The organism is Winogradskyella pulchriflava, from assembly GCF_042434315.1.
GTDB lineage: Bacteria > Bacteroidota > Bacteroidia > Flavobacteriales > Flavobacteriaceae > Winogradskyella > Winogradskyella pulchriflava.
In genome coordinates this window covers 62,392-79,505 of sequence record NZ_JBHLTQ010000019.1, presented here as the reverse complement: position 1 = coordinate 79,505, position 17,114 = coordinate 62,392, and the positions used below count along the sequence as shown (strand labels likewise).

At 32.9% G+C, this 17,114-nt stretch carries 22 protein-coding genes and 1 other RNA gene; 6 read left to right on the top strand and 17 right to left on the bottom strand.

The features are described from left to right. Positions 1 to 19 precede the first annotated feature (19 nt). Positions 20 to 415: a transfer-messenger RNA gene (gene ssrA / locus ACFFGA_RS15685) on the bottom strand. 323 nt (positions 416 to 738) lie between these two features. On the opposite strand from ssrA, the gene ACFFGA_RS15680 reads away from it, so the two are divergent. Further along, positions 739 to 1,947, top strand: a complete 1,209-nt coding sequence (locus tag ACFFGA_RS15680) for an NAD(P)-dependent oxidoreductase (RefSeq protein WP_386065507.1) — start codon at positions 739 to 741, stop codon at positions 1,945 to 1,947. Further along, positions 1,934 to 2,728: an SDR family NAD(P)-dependent oxidoreductase gene (locus ACFFGA_RS15675; protein ID WP_386065505.1), complete on the top strand. Its 795-nt coding sequence runs from the start codon at positions 1,934 to 1,936 to the stop codon at positions 2,726 to 2,728. The genes ACFFGA_RS15680 and ACFFGA_RS15675 overlap by 14 nt, the downstream gene beginning before the upstream one ends. Here the strand turns inward: ACFFGA_RS15675 and ACFFGA_RS15670 are convergent. From ACFFGA_RS15670 to ACFFGA_RS15620, 11 genes are all read right to left on the bottom strand, one after another. After that, a complete protein-coding gene (locus ACFFGA_RS15670) occupies positions 2,725 to 3,387 on the bottom strand; it encodes a DUF1361 domain-containing protein (RefSeq protein ID WP_386065503.1) in 663 nt (220 codons plus the stop codon). The genes ACFFGA_RS15675 and ACFFGA_RS15670 overlap by 4 nt on opposite strands. Next, positions 3,350 to 3,748 (bottom strand): ribosomal maturation YjgA family protein, encoded by a 399-nt coding sequence (locus tag ACFFGA_RS15665; RefSeq protein ID WP_386065501.1) that lies wholly within the window; start codon positions 3,746 to 3,748, stop codon positions 3,350 to 3,352. Before ACFFGA_RS15665 ends, ACFFGA_RS15670 begins: the two co-directional genes overlap by 38 nt. A gap of 4 nt (positions 3,749 to 3,752) precedes the next feature. Continuing rightward, positions 3,753 to 4,367, bottom strand: coding sequence for a SanA/YdcF family protein (locus ACFFGA_RS15660; RefSeq protein ID WP_386065499.1), 615 nt, complete (start codon positions 4,365 to 4,367; stop codon positions 3,753 to 3,755). Further along, positions 4,364 to 4,852 (bottom strand): Coq4 family protein, encoded by a 489-nt coding sequence (locus ACFFGA_RS15655; RefSeq protein ID WP_386065497.1) that lies wholly within the window; start codon positions 4,850 to 4,852, stop codon positions 4,364 to 4,366. Before ACFFGA_RS15655 ends, ACFFGA_RS15660 begins: the two co-directional genes overlap by 4 nt. Before the next feature lie 26 nt (positions 4,853 to 4,878). Continuing rightward, positions 4,879 to 5,139, bottom strand: coding sequence for a hypothetical protein (locus tag ACFFGA_RS15650; protein ID WP_386065495.1), 261 nt, complete (start codon positions 5,137 to 5,139; stop codon positions 4,879 to 4,881). A 59-nt stretch (positions 5,140 to 5,198) separates the two neighbouring features. Then, positions 5,199 to 6,584 carry a DUF4153 domain-containing protein gene (locus ACFFGA_RS15645; RefSeq protein WP_386065493.1) on the bottom strand — a complete coding sequence of 462 codons (1,386 nt, stop codon included), beginning with the start codon at positions 6,582 to 6,584 and terminating at the stop codon, positions 5,199 to 5,201. 60 nt (positions 6,585 to 6,644) lie between these two features. Beyond that, entirely contained in the window at positions 6,645 to 7,403 is a 759-nt protein-coding gene (locus ACFFGA_RS15640; RefSeq protein WP_386065491.1) for an oxygenase MpaB family protein, read from the bottom strand. Between the two features lie 3 nt (positions 7,404 to 7,406). Continuing rightward, complete coding sequence (locus ACFFGA_RS15635) at positions 7,407 to 8,084, bottom strand: DoxX family protein (RefSeq protein WP_386065489.1); 678 nt, start codon at positions 8,082 to 8,084, stop codon at positions 7,407 to 7,409. A gap of 73 nt (positions 8,085 to 8,157) precedes the next feature. Then, a complete protein-coding gene (locus ACFFGA_RS15630) occupies positions 8,158 to 8,451 on the bottom strand; it encodes a winged helix-turn-helix domain-containing protein (RefSeq protein ID WP_386065487.1) in 294 nt (97 codons plus the stop codon). A 25-nt stretch (positions 8,452 to 8,476) separates the two neighbouring features. Beyond that, the gene (locus tag ACFFGA_RS15625; protein ID WP_386065485.1) at positions 8,477 to 8,734 is read right to left on the bottom strand and encodes a hypothetical protein; all 258 of its coding nucleotides are present in this window, start codon (positions 8,732 to 8,734) and stop codon (positions 8,477 to 8,479) included. A gap of 12 nt (positions 8,735 to 8,746) precedes the next feature. Beyond that, complete coding sequence (locus tag ACFFGA_RS15620; RefSeq protein WP_386065483.1) at positions 8,747 to 9,358, bottom strand: hypothetical protein; 612 nt, start codon at positions 9,356 to 9,358, stop codon at positions 8,747 to 8,749. 110 nt (positions 9,359 to 9,468) lie between these two features. On the opposite strand from ACFFGA_RS15620, the gene ACFFGA_RS15615 reads away from it, so the two are divergent. Continuing rightward, complete coding sequence (locus tag ACFFGA_RS15615; protein WP_386065481.1) at positions 9,469 to 9,822, top strand: hypothetical protein; 354 nt, start codon at positions 9,469 to 9,471, stop codon at positions 9,820 to 9,822. A gap of 7 nt (positions 9,823 to 9,829) precedes the next feature. Continuing rightward, positions 9,830 to 10,207 carry a DUF1801 domain-containing protein gene (locus tag ACFFGA_RS15610; RefSeq protein WP_386065479.1) on the top strand — a complete coding sequence of 126 codons (378 nt, stop codon included), beginning with the start codon at positions 9,830 to 9,832 and terminating at the stop codon, positions 10,205 to 10,207. 2 nt (positions 10,208 to 10,209) lie between these two features. Here the strand turns inward: ACFFGA_RS15610 and ACFFGA_RS15605 are convergent, their stop codons facing one another. Genes ACFFGA_RS15605 through ACFFGA_RS15595 form a run of 3 tightly spaced genes read right to left on the bottom strand, consistent with a single transcriptional unit; the run spans position 10,210 to position 11,951 of the window. Further along, on the bottom strand, positions 10,210 to 10,743 hold the full coding sequence (locus tag ACFFGA_RS15605) for a hypothetical protein (RefSeq protein ID WP_386065477.1): 534 nt from the start codon (positions 10,741 to 10,743) through the stop codon (positions 10,210 to 10,212). After that, positions 10,743 to 11,546, bottom strand: a complete 804-nt coding sequence (kdsA, locus tag ACFFGA_RS15600; protein ID WP_386065681.1) for a 3-deoxy-8-phosphooctulonate synthase — start codon at positions 11,544 to 11,546, stop codon at positions 10,743 to 10,745. Before kdsA ends, ACFFGA_RS15605 begins: the two co-directional genes overlap by 1 nt. A gap of 45 nt (positions 11,547 to 11,591) precedes the next feature. Next, entirely contained in the window at positions 11,592 to 11,951 is a 360-nt protein-coding gene (locus ACFFGA_RS15595) for a hypothetical protein (RefSeq protein WP_386065475.1), read from the bottom strand. Between the two features lie 193 nt (positions 11,952 to 12,144). Here ACFFGA_RS15595 and typA point away from each other — a divergent pair, with 193 nt between their 5' ends. Further along, a complete protein-coding gene (gene typA, locus ACFFGA_RS15590; RefSeq protein ID WP_386065473.1) occupies positions 12,145 to 13,944 on the top strand; it encodes a translational GTPase TypA in 1,800 nt (599 codons plus the stop codon). Between the two features lie 94 nt (positions 13,945 to 14,038). After that, entirely contained in the window at positions 14,039 to 14,593 is a 555-nt protein-coding gene (locus ACFFGA_RS15585) for a methyltransferase domain-containing protein (RefSeq protein WP_386065471.1), read from the top strand. 5 nt (positions 14,594 to 14,598) lie between these two features. Here ACFFGA_RS15585 and ACFFGA_RS15580 read toward each other — a convergent pair whose 3' ends face one another. Together ACFFGA_RS15580 and ACFFGA_RS15575 are read right to left on the bottom strand one after the other, a co-directional pair. Further along, complete coding sequence (locus ACFFGA_RS15580; protein WP_386065469.1) at positions 14,599 to 15,750, bottom strand: glycosyltransferase family 2 protein; 1,152 nt, start codon at positions 15,748 to 15,750, stop codon at positions 14,599 to 14,601. Next, entirely contained in the window at positions 15,743 to 17,044 is a 1,302-nt protein-coding gene (locus ACFFGA_RS15575) for a hypothetical protein (protein ID WP_386065467.1), read from the bottom strand. The genes ACFFGA_RS15580 and ACFFGA_RS15575 overlap by 8 nt, the downstream gene beginning before the upstream one ends. Positions 17,045 to 17,114 lie beyond the last annotated feature (70 nt).

Genomic DNA, 17,114 nt, shown 5'->3' with positions numbered 1-17,114 from the left:
TAGTAAATACAAGGCTTTTTTGTGGAGTCGGAGAGAATCGAACTCTCGTCCAAACAAGTAACCAAAGAGCTTTCTACACGCTTATTCTTTTCTTGTTTTTTCGATTGTAAGCTGGTTAAAGACAACCTACTTACAACTTAGCTTCTAAATCTCGAAAGTGCATCAAAGCGCTACACGATCTTGGTCAATTTTTACGATGCCTCTAAAAAGAACGCCACTAACCAAGGCTTTCTGGAGACATTTAGCCTTCCTACCTAGTAGGAATAAGCACGAATCTTACTATAATTCAGATTATGCAGCTAAAGCGTAGTTATTCTCGCCGTTTAAAATTTGGTCTAGCCTTTTACGTGTTTCAATGCCATTACACGACGTGCTTACCATTTAATTAATCTCGCTGTCAAAACCAGTCGACCCCAAAACTTCCTGCGAAAGCAGGAATCTCATAAAATGATATTTTTTTCTTTTGGGCGTTACCCTTTGCTCATACCTGCCAGGTTTATAAAACCTTGCAGGATCACAAAGTGTCGGGCTGTCCGCTATATCTTTTGCTTTAAGCAAAAGGATGCCGCTTCCATCCCTAACGCACCTGCCAATGGAAATTTACAATTACCATGGGCAGATTCAAGACCGCAAACTTACAAAAAAAGTTGCGCAACCTCATAAATCCAATTATTTTCGTGCAAAAATTATTCCATTTTGTAAATTGACACTTTTGTCAGTCTTTAAAATCATATTTGCATGAAATTCGCTATCATAAAAGAACGTAAAAATCCACCAGATAGACGTGTGGTATTTTCTCCAGAAACTCTGGCCGAAGCCAGAAAAAGATTTCCTGATGCTGAGTTTGTGGTTGAATCTTCTAATATTAGAGTGTTTCCAGATGAGGCATATGCTAAACTCGGTTTTGAAGTTACAGACGATGTTTCTGACGCAGATGTTATGATTGGTGTAAAAGAAGTGCCAATTGAACATTTGATTCCGAATAAAAAATATTTCTTCTTTTCTCATACTATAAAAAAACAGCCCTATAATAGAAAACTGCTTTTGGCGATGTTAGAAAAGAATATTCAAATGTATGACCATGAAACAATAGTTAAAAAAAGTGGAGCGCGGCTAATTGGATTTGGTCGCTATGCTGGTTTGGTTGGGGCGTATAATGGATTTAGGGCTTTGGGATTAAGAGATGGGTTGTTTAACCTGCCTAAAGTGGAAACATTGACAGATTTAAACGCTGTTAAGGCAGCGTTAGATAAAATTACGCTTCCTAATATAAAAATCTTGTTAACAGGAACCGGAAAGGTTGCCTATGGTGCTAAAGAGATTTTAGATCATTTAGGTGTAAAAGAAATAAGTGATGCTTTGTACTTAACCTCTCAATTTACAGAGCCAGTGTATGTTATGGCAGATGTTATGGAATATGCAAAACGTATAGATGGTAAAGTGGGTGATAAATGGGAATTTTATAAAGACCCAACAGGTTATGAGAGTAATTTTATGCCTTATGCTAAAGAAACAGATTACTTTATTGCAGGACATTTTTATGGCAATAATGCACCTTATTTATTCACAAGGAAAGATGCTAAACATCCAGATTTTAAAATCAATTTAGTGGCTGATATTTCTTGTGATATTGATGGGCCTGTAGCTAGTACGATTAGACCTTCAACTATAGCAGAACCTTTTTATGGTTATGACCCAAAAACAGAAAAAGAAGTTGCTTTTGATGCTAAAGGTGCTATTACGGTAATGGCTGTAGATAATTTACCTTGCGAATTACCAAAAGATGCTAGTGAGGGTTTTGGAGAAACGTTTGTGGATCATGTCATACCTGCTTTTTTTAATGATGATGAAAGAGGAATTCTAAAACGCGCTAGAATAACTACAGAAGATGGTAAGTTGACAGAGCGTTTTAAATATCTTCAGGATTATGTAGATGGTAAAAAATAAGATTAAAACAGCTTTAGTAACAGGAGCTGCATCTGGTTTGGGATATGAGTTGGCACTTCTGCTAGCAAAAGATGCCTATAATCTTATTTTAATCGATAAGGACTCAGAAGGTTTAAATGAGGCCAAAATTAATATTCAAAAAACTTACAATACTGAGGTTTCCTTATTAATAAAGGATTTGGGTACTATAAATATTGCCGATGAAATCTATAATGAGATCAAAGATTTTACTTTAGATGTCGTTGTTAATAACGCGGGTTTTGGCATGTTTGGTACCTTTTATGAAACAGACTGGCAACGCGAATCGGAGATGTTACAATTACATATTCTCACAACTACACATTTAATAAAGCTAATATTGCCAGATATGGTAAAGCGTGGATCAGGAAAGATTTTAAACCTATCTTCTTTGGCTGCATTTCAACCAGGTCCAATGATGGCATTGTATTATGCATCTAAATCGTACCTTTTATCTTTTTCTCAAGCCATTTCTAACGAGTTAAAAGGCACAGGAGTTACTGTAACAGTATTATGTCCTGGACCTACCAAAACATCGTTTCAGGAAGTGGTTTCAGAAAAAACGACGAAAAATAAAATTTCATTTAACATGGCTTGCCCAAAGGATGTAGCTGCTTATGGCTATAAAGCAATGCATAACGGAAGGGTTGTTGCTATTCCAGGACTTTTTAATAAGTTTTTGTCCGTATTACCAAGAATGTTAACTAGAAATAGAACCACAAAAATTGTCAGGAAAATCCAAGATAAGAATAGAGATTCTTAAGCAGCTAACTTTCTCAAATTTTTAAACATCCAAAATCCAACCACTAAAAAACTTCCAAAACCAATTATAAACAGCCAAGCGTCGGCATTCTGAAATGGAGAAACAATAATATTGAAAACATCAGACATTAACACTTCTGGATTGCTGATAATTTCCCAAGTGTTATAGCGCAGAAATCTACCTAAGTATACTCCAAATCCGCAAAGGAACAGAATGAACAAAGTAGAAGTAACTATTGGAATTTTCTTGAATCTCATAGCTATCAATTTTTGCATATCCAATAGAGATAGGTAGAAGAGGAGCAAACCACTCATAGCAAAAGACATTACGACCAACACATCTAACCATAATAATGAATCATTACCAATTTTAATATGAATTAAGTCTGTAACAATGTATGGTGCATTTGGTAAAAACGCCAACCATACCAAAGCCCAAAACCCGAGTTTGAGCTTGCTTATAGATGGTTTTGAGATTAAGTACATTGTAATTGCGTATGGAATGATAGCTAGGAAGATATTCCAAACCAAAAACAAATAGAAAAAGGACTTGTTTAGTTTTATCCTAACCATGAGCACAATAATGCTAAATGTTAACGCAACTGTAACTAGTGCTAAATTTTTAAACTTTGATTGTATGAGTGTTTTTATAGTTTCCATTGTAATATTCTATTATTAATACTGAAATTATTCCAAGCGTATAGGCTATTAAATCTCCAAATTGAAATGTACTGCCAAAGATGAGGTTAGCTGCTATGCTATTTTGTAAATTAAAGTAGGCTAAGAATGGTGTGAGTTGGAGCAGCTCAATACCATAAGCAATTAAGAGGACGACCAAAGCTGAGGCCCTCACACTCATGCTAGTGCATCCTCTTATAATTGCATATAGTAAAATAACGACGAGATAATCACCAAATGTGTAGCGAATAAATCCGGTTTTTATGATAAAGGCTATGGCTAATTCAATTAGAAATAGACTATGTGCTAGCACTAAATAATTTTTGTTGAATTGTAGTTTCATTTGCTTATTGTATGGTAATTTTCTCTCCTAAAAATTTGGGTTGTACATTAAAAACTAAATCCAGACTCGCTTTGGATCGTGCCAGATATTCCCTGAAATGAGACTTGTAAACATCTCTAGCGTTAAACCCAACGGCTTCGATACCAAAATGATTGGCAATATATATAGCACGTTGATTATGGAATTTTTGCGAAATGAACGTTAAAGACGTCTGCCCAAATATTTCCTTGGCTCTAACCACCGAATCTAAAGTTCTAAAACCAGCATAGTCAAGGAATATTTTTTCTTCAGGAATACCTTTTGCTATTAAATCGTTTTTAAAGTCTGAAGGTTCATCGTAATCTTTTCTGCTATTGTCTCCACTTACTAAGATGTATTCGATTTTTCCAGCTTTGTAAAGCTTTATTGTCGCATCAATTCGGTATTTATAAAAGAGGTTGATGTTGCCGCTTGCAGCATATTTTCCTGTACCTAGAAGCAGACCGACTTTGTTTTTTGGAATGCTATTGACATCGTAATAAACGAGATTCCTAGTTTTAAAGCTTATCCAATGGTAGGTTGTGAAAACTCCAAAACCAATAAGTATGGTTAATAAAACTATAATCTTAATCTTCTTCATAATTTAATAAGGTTGAGGTTATATAATTCAGCCTTTGAAAAAATGGCTTCTCTAAAGTCTTTTATAGAAACGTGCAAAAGTTTTTTATAGTTAAAATGATGAAATGGATTGGCACTTTTTCCTGTTTTGTAGGATTTATAATAGTAACTGTAATAATCTGGAAGAATTGTAATACCAAGAATTATGGCGCCATATAAATACGGACTCCGTTTACCATTACCATAGCAAAGGCATTGCAGCGCTATTTCATCTTCAACCTTTGTGCTGTACCCACAGAGTACATGGTAGCAATCGTGTCGTTCAACTTTCGGAATTAATTCAAAATTATTTTTATCTAAAAACTCTCCAAGATGCCTTCCAAAAGAAGGTTGTGGTAGACTTAGTAAATCGTTTTTAGTGATATTCCAAGATTCATGATTTTTAAACATTGACGTGTAGATGCGTTGCGAATGTTCAAAAAGCCATATTATGAGTTGCTTTCTCAAAGACTTTATTTTGTTAAATAGGTTGTTCATGGTAGTTTGGGATGATTTGGTTCAACGGCAAAATTTTCATGTTTTTTTATACTTGGTTTTAGTTCACTTCTCCAGATTAACAATGCTATGAGATAAACTGAAGAGAAATAGTAAATGGCTAATAGGCTATCAAACTTTACAATAAATGCAAGACATAAGGCAGTCAAAATGATAATGTAATATGGAAACCATACTTTAAAAACATGCTGTTTGTCTACTGGTCTTTGATAAGACCAAAAGATGCAAGAAATGCTCATTCTTATTACCAAAAATGTTAATAGTCCTATAAACATGAATCCAAATACTATCAAGACTATCATTTTGTTTCTAACTTTAAATTATCATATTGTAGCTCTTGCCAAGAATTGTTTCTTAATTCATAGACATACTTATTATATTTTTTTTCAATACGTTGGATATTATCTTGGTTTAATGATTGTGCTTCAGCCTTTTCTTTTAACAAAAAGGTATTGTTGTTAGACAAATCAATGAGGTAATTCAAATCTATGGATTTGGCATAATTAAAATTGTAATTGGTGATATGATAATCCCAATTAACTGTGCTTGCTAAAATCAATACAACAAATGCAGCCTTGGTATTCAACCTTAATAAATACCAGATGTTTTTTACTTTATCAATTTTTAGTAATGTGGTTATAAGTCCTGTAATTGCAAGTGTTAGATAAATCAAGACACCAATACGTTTGTATGTGAGCCCAAAGTAATAGATGTATTGTCCGTTTTTAATAGTAATACTACACACCAAAATTGCATTGAGAATAATCCAGGTGAAGGCCAATCTTTTTACGGTTTTGTTGTCTTTATAGAAATTAAGATTACCTCTAAAAACATACAGCAGAATTATTATAGCCATGACAATAGAAGCAATAAGTGCGTTGATACCACTATGAACCTGAGTAGAAAACACAGATGCTCTAATATCTAGATTGGTAAGAATGAAAGTAATATCAGTAATTAAGAAAATAACGATTAAAACATTAAGTAACGAAATAAGGATAATACCCAACTGGTTTTCTTGCTTTAGTTTTGGAATTGAAAATTTGCTAGTTTGGGTTAATGTGTTTCCTGTTTTTAAATCTAGTTCAGTTGCTGGTTCTACTTCAACAGGTTTATGAATGTTTGAAAATAGGTAGTAACCCAATCCTGCAAAAAGTAACCATTGGATATTTATAAAACTAAAATCTATCTTATCGATTAAATCGTTAAACAATGGATTTCCGTTTTGATAAAGCGCAATAAAAATGATAACTATTACAGCAGGAATAAAGATAAGTTTTGCCAAATGCATGAAATCAATATCCTTCTTTGACTCCACTTTTTGAGTGACTTCATTTATTGAAAAATTACGATGAAATAAACCTGCAATAGTTGTGTAGAGTCCATTGAGCCAATTGACATAAATTGAAGATTTGTTTTCAGATAATAAGCCAATAAGTGTAAAGAAAGAAACGAAGTTTGCTATGATTGCAACCGAAGAATCGTGAAAGAAAACCGCTAAGCCTGTTGCTAAATATAAACTAGAGTAGATGATCGTTCTTTTACTTTTAAAGTCATCTTTATTGTTTGCAAACAAAACGATAAGTGTTGTGATACTGAAAAGAAATAGGTTGAGACCAATGCTTTTGCCGTAGAACAATGTGCTGAACAATAAGGCTCCGATAAATAATAATAGTTTTTTCATAATTAATTTATTTTAAAGTACTTTGTTTTTCAAAGTGAATAGTTAAAAAAATATTAGTGTTTAGGTAACATTCATGCGTTTTATATCTTGTTTGTATTCTGGTGGCAAAAGCAATTCCTTTACCATCCAATCTAGCTTTATACTTCTAAATAGTTTGTAAACAGAAATCATTGGAGTTAATAACGATATTTTTCTCAGGTTAAGCATTTGTCTCACCGTATTTGGAAGCAGCAATATTTGCGATTCCAATAATAAACGATATCTAAAAATGCCTAAGTGCTTTCTGTATTGTTGGTATAAGTTTTTGGAATATGCACCGTACTTAAGGTTTTGGTTTAGATGCGCTTCACGTACAATTTCAAAATCAGAGTAGGTGAGCGGTAGGTTATTCAATCCCATTCTTGTTCCCACTTTGTTAAAAACATTGAGGACGTCTTGTTTTTCGCTTTGTGTAAGTGTTCTTTCGAGAATTTCATACGAACGGATAGAATAATCAATCAGCATAAACAAAACATCTTTATAAGCCCATTCCGGAATTTTTTGTCCACGGCTTTTTTCAACCGAACCATGGATAGCATTAATGTTATCTATAGCTTTTAAAGCTGACTTTTCTTCAGAAAAAACAATAGCTCTAGCATAATTAACGGTAGAAAACAATCGTCCTAAAGGATCTTTAGGTAACATACCAGTAAAATAGAGCCAGTCCACAGCTTTGTTTAGGGCAAACTCAGCAGAGGCACCAGCAAAGACGAGTAATATGGTGTCGCTTTTGCCCCAAATTTCTCTTACTATTGAATGTTTATCTACAAAGTATTTCATTGCCTATTTCGTTGCTTTTTTATAATTTTCTAAGCATTGGTCTAATGGTTGTCCTTGGTTGTGGATGCATTCGCAAAATTCAGATCCTGCTGTTTCGTTTACTGTATTGATGAACTGTACTTTACAATCTTTTAAAGTGTTTCTTGGCATTATGGAATTACCATAAATAAAATATAATACTATAGCAGTAAAAATCATAAATACCGTAGAAAAGAATACCCAAGGAAATGAATTGTTATATTTTTCTGGACGTTTAATTATTCCAAAATCTGGAAAGGTTTTAAATGGTAATATGTATTTTAACTTGTCATAGTTCCAAACCAAAATATAGAGATTTGCCATAACCATTAAGGGAGATGAAACAAAAGAGCCATCAAACCTTACTGCGAAAGATAATATCCAAATATTAATAATTATAGGAAAATAGAGCAGTGCACCTAGTGTCACGGTACGTGGTATAATTAAGAGAATAGCAGCAATCACCTGTGCAAAGCCAATAAATGTGTAATAGTAACCTGTATGATGCAAAGCCTCTAAATAGGCTCCCATAGGATGGCTCACAGATAATCCGCTCGCAAATCTTTCCCCTACAATTTTAACCATTCCTGCTGAAAAGAAACCAAACGCCAAAGTTATTCTACAAAAAATATAAAAAAGCCAATACCATCTGTTGCCTTTCATATGAAAGTAAAGGTTATGGAATTTGGATAGCATATTCATTTGTAAACTTTAATTTAGATTGAAAATTTTGTTTTTAGGTCTTCTTAATTAATTTTTCAAGCGCTTCAATATGCTTTTTAAACTCAGCTTTACCAAGTTTAGTAGCACTATATCTTGTATTTGGTTTTCTGCCAATAAATTGCTTTTCTACTGAAATGTATTCGGCTTTTTCTAATGCTTTTGTATGACTCGCCAAATTACCATCCGTTGCTCCCAACAATTCTTTAAGCATATTAAAATCCGCGTACTCATTTACCATAAGAATGGACATGATACCAAGTCTTATCCTATGGTCAAAAAGTTTGTTTATGTTAGTTATTATGCTCATATTACTTCCTGCGTAGGCAGGAATCTTATTTTTTAATTATATACTTTGTTACAATTTTATACAAAGCATATATGATTAAAAGTATATTTGCGACAATTAGTAAATAGTATGAAATAAATGCAATTTTTTCAATCAAAGTCATACTTGCTAAACTAAAATATTCACCTTCACTTTCATTATAAAAATCTTCATAATTCATAAGAATTAATCCAATTGTTATGTAAAGCACGACGTCAATTACAATAATTGTAAAAATCCAACCTATTCTATTTAATGTCTTCATCAAGATTATGGACTATTTTCTATCATATTTAAAATGCATCCAAGTCCCATAAACAATGTGCATAATGCCAAATCCCATAACCCAAAGCCAAAAACCATAGCCAGGATAATAGCTCGCAATCAATCCCAGTATAATCTGAATATATCCTAAATATTTTATGTTTCCTAAACTATATTTTGAAGCACTTACCAACGCGAGACCATAAAAGATAAGCATTAATCCGCCTGTTTGTCCATAGCGTCCTTGATTTAATATTATAAGGCAGTATATGCCACCAACCACGAGTGGGATTAAAAAGTTAAATAATAAACGCTTTGAGGAACTGTCCCAAATCTTCTCATCATTCTTTTTCGCTTTTCTTGTGGTGAGAATTATACCAGTAAAAGCACTTAAAAGAGCAATCATTAATAAAACAAACATACTTGTCCAAAATACCCAGCCGTGAAATATGTATAGCTTTCCATCGCTATGTGTATTTACCAACCAATACGCAATAGCCGCACCAATCAACGCATAGATGCCTGCTAAGATTCCAGATAAGCCGCTAAGGGAAATAAATCGCGATGATTTATTCATGAGATTTTTAATCTCACTAATGTCTTTTAAATAATCTTCGTTGCTCATAATAAAAAGTACTTTGAAATACAAAGTAAACTATTTTATTTCAATTGAACAAAACTATTTTAGAAGATATTAACTAAATTTATGTTCTAAACAATTAATGACTATAAATTATGATAGAACTTTTATTGACCATTGCTAATATTTCTGGTGGAATATTATTAGGATTAGCTACTTTAGATAAATGGGATGGCGAAAGCAACTTTTTTAATAAAATAGCTGGGTTTTTAGCACCATTTCAGACGGCTATCGGAATAGGTTTAATTGTCCTTGCAATACTCGAATTTTGGGATGGATTACTTTTTAACATTGTGAGTATTCTTGGAGGTATTTTATTGTTAACACACGCCTTTGGTAAAGTACCAGCTTTAGAAACTAGTTTAAGAAAATTATCAGCCAAACTCATGCCTTTTAAAGCTATTATTGGCATTGGGTTGATTGTTATTGGTATTATTCAATTGTTTTAGTTTTATTTTGAATCCAGCAGAAGATTACATACTCAGACAAAAAGAGCCTTACAAGTCCATTTTACTTCAATTGCAATCTGTTGTTGAGGCAGTTGCTCCTAATGCTGAGTTACTTTACAAATGGCGTTTACCATTTTACTATTGTAACGGTATTCCGCTTTGTTATTTTAATCAATCTAAAGATTATGTGGATTTGGCATTTTGGCATGGAGAACGGATGGAAACCTACAAAACACATTTTGTCACTGAAAATCGAAAGTCCGTTATGTCACTTCGTTATAGGTCTGTTGAGGATATAGACGATGAGGTTGTAGTCTATGTTATTGAACAGCAATTGAAGATTAACACCAATCCTTTTAAGCTGATTTTAAAGCGTAAATCTTAAAATTACAAACCAAGTAACTTAATGTTTGCCTGAGATAATCTACGGTTTAAATTAATGCTGAGTGAAAGTCTATGATTGGATATATCATTGATAGGATTTTTAAAACTTATACCATAACCATAGGTTAAATTAAACATGCCACCGAGACTTACGCCTAACTCAGGTAATATCCTAAATTCTGATTCTTTATTGTGAAAATAATTTAGGGCAGATAATCTAACGGAGAAGAATGTCAGTGAAATTTCATAGCCTAATTTAGGAGCAATAATAAAATCTTCATTACTCCTTAGATTGGTTTCTACACCAGCTCTGAATCCTTCAAACCCTACAATAGGAAACATTTTAGGTGGGAATTCTGCACTAACTCTCCCAACTGATATATTAATTTCTGTGAAAATTTGCTTTTGGACAAACATTCCAGGTGAGAAGACCAATTCTAATTTTGTTGGTTCATTTGTTGAGGCTGTTTCTCCAGACTGAGAAAAGCAAAAACTGCTTAATAATAAATAAAGTACTAAAAGCAGCTTATTTTGCATTATAAACCTCTTACCGTTTTACGGATAGCTGTCAAATTACGCAACAAACCTTCAAGATTATCTAAGTGCAACATATTGGCACCATCACTTTTGGCGTTTGAAGGATCAAAATGGGTTTCAATAAACAAGCCATCTACATTGTTAACCACTCCAGCTCTTGCAATGGTTTCAATCATATCTGGTCGTCCACCAGTAACACCAATGCTTTGGTTAGGTTGTTGTAATGAGTGGGTAACGTCCAAAACTGTTGGAGCATATTGGCGCATGGTTGGTATACCTCTAAAATCTACAATCATATCTTGATAGCCAAACATAGTGCCTCTGTCCGTAATCCAAGCTTTGTCATTACCAGCATCTTTCACCTTTTGTACAGCATGTTTCATGGCTTCAGGACTCATAAACTGTCCTTTTTTAAGGTTGACAACTTTTCCTGTTTTAGCAGCAGCTACCACTAAATCTGTTTGTCTTACCAAAAATGCAGGAATTTGTAACACATCCACATATTCAGCAGCCATTGTAGCGTCAGAAACTTCGTGAATATCAGTAACTGTTGGTACATCAAAAGTATCGGAAACCTTTTTTAGTATTTTTAAAGCCTTTTCATCACCAATACCAGTAAAACTATCAATTCTACTGCGATTAGCTTTTTTAAAACTACCTTTAAAAACATAAGGAATTTCAAGTTTATCAGTAATAGAAATCACCTTTTCAGCAATACGCAAGGCCATATCTTCACCTTCAATGGCACAAGGTCCACAAAGCAAAAAGAAATTATCAGATTGGGTGTGTTTTAATTTTGGAATTGTTATCAAAGCTTAAGACTTAAATATTAAGTCGCAAAGATAGTATTAAAATACCTTTTTTATACTGTTTCTAATAATCCAAAGCGACATAATAAAATTTCCAACGACTAAGGCACCACCATAAAATAATAAACGTTGAGATGACTCAGACCAATTAACTATATTGAGTATGTTAGATAGGTACGCTAGTATAAGGTACGAAGACAAGCATACAAAGACAATTCCCAGTGAGAAATTCAACTTGCTGTTTGGCTTAATCAACTGCCACAAAAACGGAATACCAAATAATAATATTGGATATGCTGAAATACCTTCGCTTCTATTAATATGAGTAAACCAATAAATGATTACCGATAAAAAATAGAGGTAGGGTATAAATTTGGTGTATTTACTAATTGCATTCATCTGTTGTTATTTTTAGGGTTCAGATGTAAATAGCCCAATTAGCGGTTGATTTTTTAAGGGAAGGCTTTTTACTATTAATCAATTATATAACGAAAGATACGAACTCAAATTGTTGATTTATTAAAATATAACATATAATTAACGAAATGAGAAGAATTAGACGTACCTTTGCGCGCTTAAAATCAGCATAGTTATGGCTAAGATTAAAAATATTGCAATTATTGCGCACGTTGACCACGGAAAAACAACTTTGGTGGATAAAATTATGTACCACTGTCAATTATTTCGTGAGAACGAGAATACAGGAGACTTAATTCTAGATAACAACGATCTAGAACGTGAGCGTGGTATTACCATTACCTCAAAAAATGTTTCGGTAATTTATAAAGACACAAAAATCAATATCATTGATACACCTGGTCACGCCGATTTTGGTGGAGAAGTAGAGCGTGTATTAAACATGGCTGATGGTGTTTTACTATTAGTAGATGCTTTTGAAGGACCAATGCCACAAACACGTTTTGTACTTCAAAAAGCTATTGACTTAGGTTTAAAACCATGTGTGGTTATCAATAAAGTTGATAAAGAAAACTGTACGCCAGATGAAGTACACGAGAAAGTATTCGATTTAATGTTTGAACTTGGTGCCGAGGAATGGCAGTTAGATTTTCCTACGGTTTATGGTTCTGCAAAGAACAACTGGATGAGTGATGACTGGCAGAATGAAACAGACAATATAGAACCATTATTAGATATGGTTATTGAGCATATACCAGAACCAAAAATTGAAGAAGGCACTACACAGATGTTAATTACATCGTTAGACTTTTCTTCGTTTACAGGACGTATTGCTATTGGTCGTTTAACTCGTGGAAGTTTAAAAGTAGGACAACAAATTTCTTTGGTAAAAAGAGATGGTTCTATTGTTAAGAATAAAATTAAAGAATTACACACCTTTGAAGGTTTAGGTCGTAAAAAGGTAGAAGAAGTACAAACTGGTGATATTTGTGCTATTGTAGGTTTAGAAGGTTTTGAAATTGGCGATACTGTTGCTGATTTTGAAAATCCACAAGGTTTAAAAACCATTGCTATAGATGAGCCTACAATGAGTATGTTATTCACTATTAACGATTCGCCTTTCTTTGGTAAGGATGGAAAGTATGTAACCTCTCGTCATATTAAAGACCGTTTAACTAAAGAACTAGAAAAAAACTTAGCACTTAGAGTTGAGGAAACTGATAGTGCAGATAAGTTTATGGTTTACGGTCGTGGAGTATTGCATTTATCTGTTTTAATTGAAACCATGCGTCGTGAAGGTTACGAACTTCAAATTGGACAGCCACAAGTAATCATCAAAGAAATTGATGGTGTAAAGTGCGAACCTTTTGAAGAAATGACGATTGATTTACCAGAAAGTGTATCAGGTAAAGCTATTGAAATGGTAACAATGCGTAAGGGTGAAATGCTGAGCATGGAAGCTAAAGGTGAGCGTATGGTATGCGAATTTTTAGTGCCATCTCGTGGAATTATTGGACTTAGAAATCAGTTATTAACCGCAACTGCTGGTGAGGCTATCATGGCACACCGTTTTAAAGAATATATGCCTTTAAAAGGAGGTATTCCAGAACGTCAAAATGGATCTTTGGTATCTATGGAAAATGGTCAAGCAATTCCTTATTCTATTGATAAATTACAAGATAGAGGTAAATTCTTTATCGATCCAGGTGAGGATATTTACGAAGGTCAAGTAATTGGTGAAAACTCGCGTGGAGATGATATGACGGTTAACGTCACTAAAACTAAAAAATTAAGTAACGTGCGTTCGTCTGGTGCAGATGATAAAGCTAAGATTGTACCAGCAATTAAGTTTTCGTTAGAAGAAGCTTTGGAATATATTCAGAAAGATGAGTATGTTGAGGTAACACCAAACCACTTAAGATTACGTAAGATATATTTGAAAGAAGTAGATCGTAAACGTAATAAGACGATTTAATTAGCTTAGACTAATTTATTTTATATAAAAAGAGAAATTCAGAAATGGGTTTCTCTTTTTTTATATCTTCCAATAATTTTGACAAATAATTTCAATGAAGTTTTTAGATAGATTTTTAAGGGATTGGCGGATTAAAGTTTGTGCTCCATATATTAAAGCGAATGACAAAGTTTTAGATATAGGCTGTTTTGACGATACTTTATTTAATAAATTATCATCAAAGCCCATAAGTCACAGCATTGGTTTAGATCCATTATTAAATAGAACTATTGAAACTGAAAATTATACTTTGTTACCAGGCAAATTTCCTAATAACCTTCCTCTGGATAAAAAGTTTAATTGTATTACAATGCTTGCTGTTTTAGAACATATACCAAAAAAAGAACAACTTCAACTTAGTAATGATTGTTATAAATACTTAGAACCATCAGGACGTGTTATTATTACTGTACCTTCGCCTTTTGTAGATCATATCTTATGGGTACTTTCTAAACTGAGATTAATCGATGGTATGTCTTTAGAAGAGCATTATGGGTTTAAAGTTGCCGACGTACCAATTATTTTTAATTCAAAACAATTCAGACTAATAAAACATAAAAAATTTCAGTTAGGATTAAATAATTTATTTGTTTTTGAAAAATTGGGTTAAAAAAGTTACTTCTTAAGACCTAACACGCTAAAAAAGAAGCTGAACAATATCGTTTGAATACCAAGTTGAAGGGAAGTGGTTGCAGGAATTACATATCTTAAAGTTGTGCTAGTATCTAAACTTCCGAAGTCTTTGGTTTGCCAAATAGATAAGCTTTTAAGACTTAGAAATAATCCTAGACAAACCAATACAAAACCAATAACAAGCCCTTTCTCAAGGTTAATGAATTTAAAGAGTTTTCGGTAGCGATTAGATTTTGGTAGTAGTTCATTTTCAACGGCAAAAATCTTAGTTAATCCATAAAAAATCATAAATTGAAAACCAACCAGTAGAAATGCAGAAGCGTACAATAATGTATGTACATCTAAAGTAAGTCCGGCAATTTTTATAGGATTTATGATTAATAAAATCGATAAGACCAATCCAGCTAATCCTAATAAAATTCCGGGATAAAGAAATAACCAATTAGGTGCATAAAGCATTAAAAAACGTAGATGTCTCCAGCCATCACTCCATGTTTTAAGATGAGGAGCTCTTGTTCTACCATCTTTATGAAGCTTTGTTGGAACTTCAACAATTGACAAATTATTTAACTTGGACTTTACAACCATTTCTGAAGCAAACTCCATTCCTGAAGTCTGCAGATTCATTTTATTATAACCGTTTTTGGAGAACCCTCTTAAGCCACAATGAAAATCACCTATTTTAATCTTAAAAAACAAACGTCCAATGAAAGATAATACAGGATTACCTAGGTATTTATGTAAAAAGGGCATAGCATCCTTTTCAATTCCTCCTTTAAAACGGTTTCCCATTACTAAATCGTTTCCTTTTCTAAGTTCAGATAAGTAGGGCATAAGATTGGAAAAATCGTAACTGTCGTCAGCGTCTCCCATAATAATGTATTTACCATTTGCGACATCGATGCCTGCCTTTAAGGCACTTCCATAGCCTTTTTGTTCTACATTTATAATTGTTACATTATGTGCTTTGGAAATAGCGATAGAGCTGTCAGTACTACCATTATCGGCAATTATAATTTCCCCACTAACTTGGTTTAAATCCAAAAACGACTTTGCTTTTGTAATACAAATTGCTAATGTTTCAGCCTCATTAAGGCATGGCATTACTATAGAAAGCTCTGGATTATTATTCACGTTTTAGAAGTTTGAGAGTATTAATTAATAGCAAAAATAACAAAGCATAATTATAAAAGAGATAACGCATTATAGAATGGCTAGCAAATGCAATAAAAAGTGCATTTGATAAGATTAATGATGAAAGCAAAAATAAAATAGCATACTTTTTTTGATAGGTAAGCACGGTTTTTATTAGGCTGTAAAGAAAAATAAGTACAACAAAGTAAAAAATAATAGGCGCGTAAAATCCATAAGTAATGTTAGTATAATACAGTTGAATCCATTTTTTAAAGTTGTCCTTAATTAGTACTGTAGTATATACTTTACATGCTGCTTCAGCCTCAAAAAAAGGATAGGACAATACTTGTTTCTCTGTAAAACCTATTGGTGGGCTTTTTGAAGAAAAATACTTTACGGCTTGTTCAAGAACAGTTTGATTGCAAATCTTTGGCAAATTTTCATGAAAAAACCGATAGTGCTCTTTTGGTGTTTCATTAAGCTTTAAGAGTAAGTCCTTTTTAGCTAATGTATCATAGCTTATTTGAAGAATTTCTCTATACTCTCTTTGGTCTATAAGCGAATAATCCGTTCTGTCTGAAACATAAATAGGTGCAGTAGAAGCACTAATAAACCCTAACGGAGTTGGTTTAAAAAAGCCATCCTTTAGCTTGTGGTAGGTACGTTCAGTTAAACTTGCAACAATAATAATACAACAAAACGCAATAATATTTATAAGGTGTTTTCGATTGAGAATAGACTTTCTGTATATTAAAAAGTAAACTCCAGCGAAAATTAAAGTTGAAAAAATAAATTGACTTCGTATAAAGACTAATACAAGATATATTATAAGATAATAGATTAAATTTTCTCTTTTATTATTAAAGAGTATGTCTAATCCAATGGCCACAAATAGTAAGTACAAACCATATCCAAGACCTTCGGAGCATATGTTATTAGCAATATATAGTGGTGGAAAAAAAGGAAATAATAATATTAAGATAAGTATCAGCTTATAAATACTATTGAGGTTAAATATTGAAGTTACCTTTTTAAAAAAGTAATTTACAGCAAAGAGGCTAAATACTGTATGCGTAAAAACGACTGCTATATCAAAATACGACCCAAAAACAATAGTGAAAATTTTTAAAAAAATCACGTAACCCATCTGTCTGTAAGGCATTGCTCTTAAATAGCTATAGGTGTCTGGTGAGTAAATAGATTCTGTGAATATGCAAAATAGGAAGACGCTTAAATAAGCTATAAACAAAATGTATGTTGCTGTACTTAGGTTTTTAAAGTTGATGTTAAGCATATGTGTCTTTAGGCAGTTGATGTAAAAATAACAAAACTATTTTCTACAATGTTATTCAGTATTAAAACTA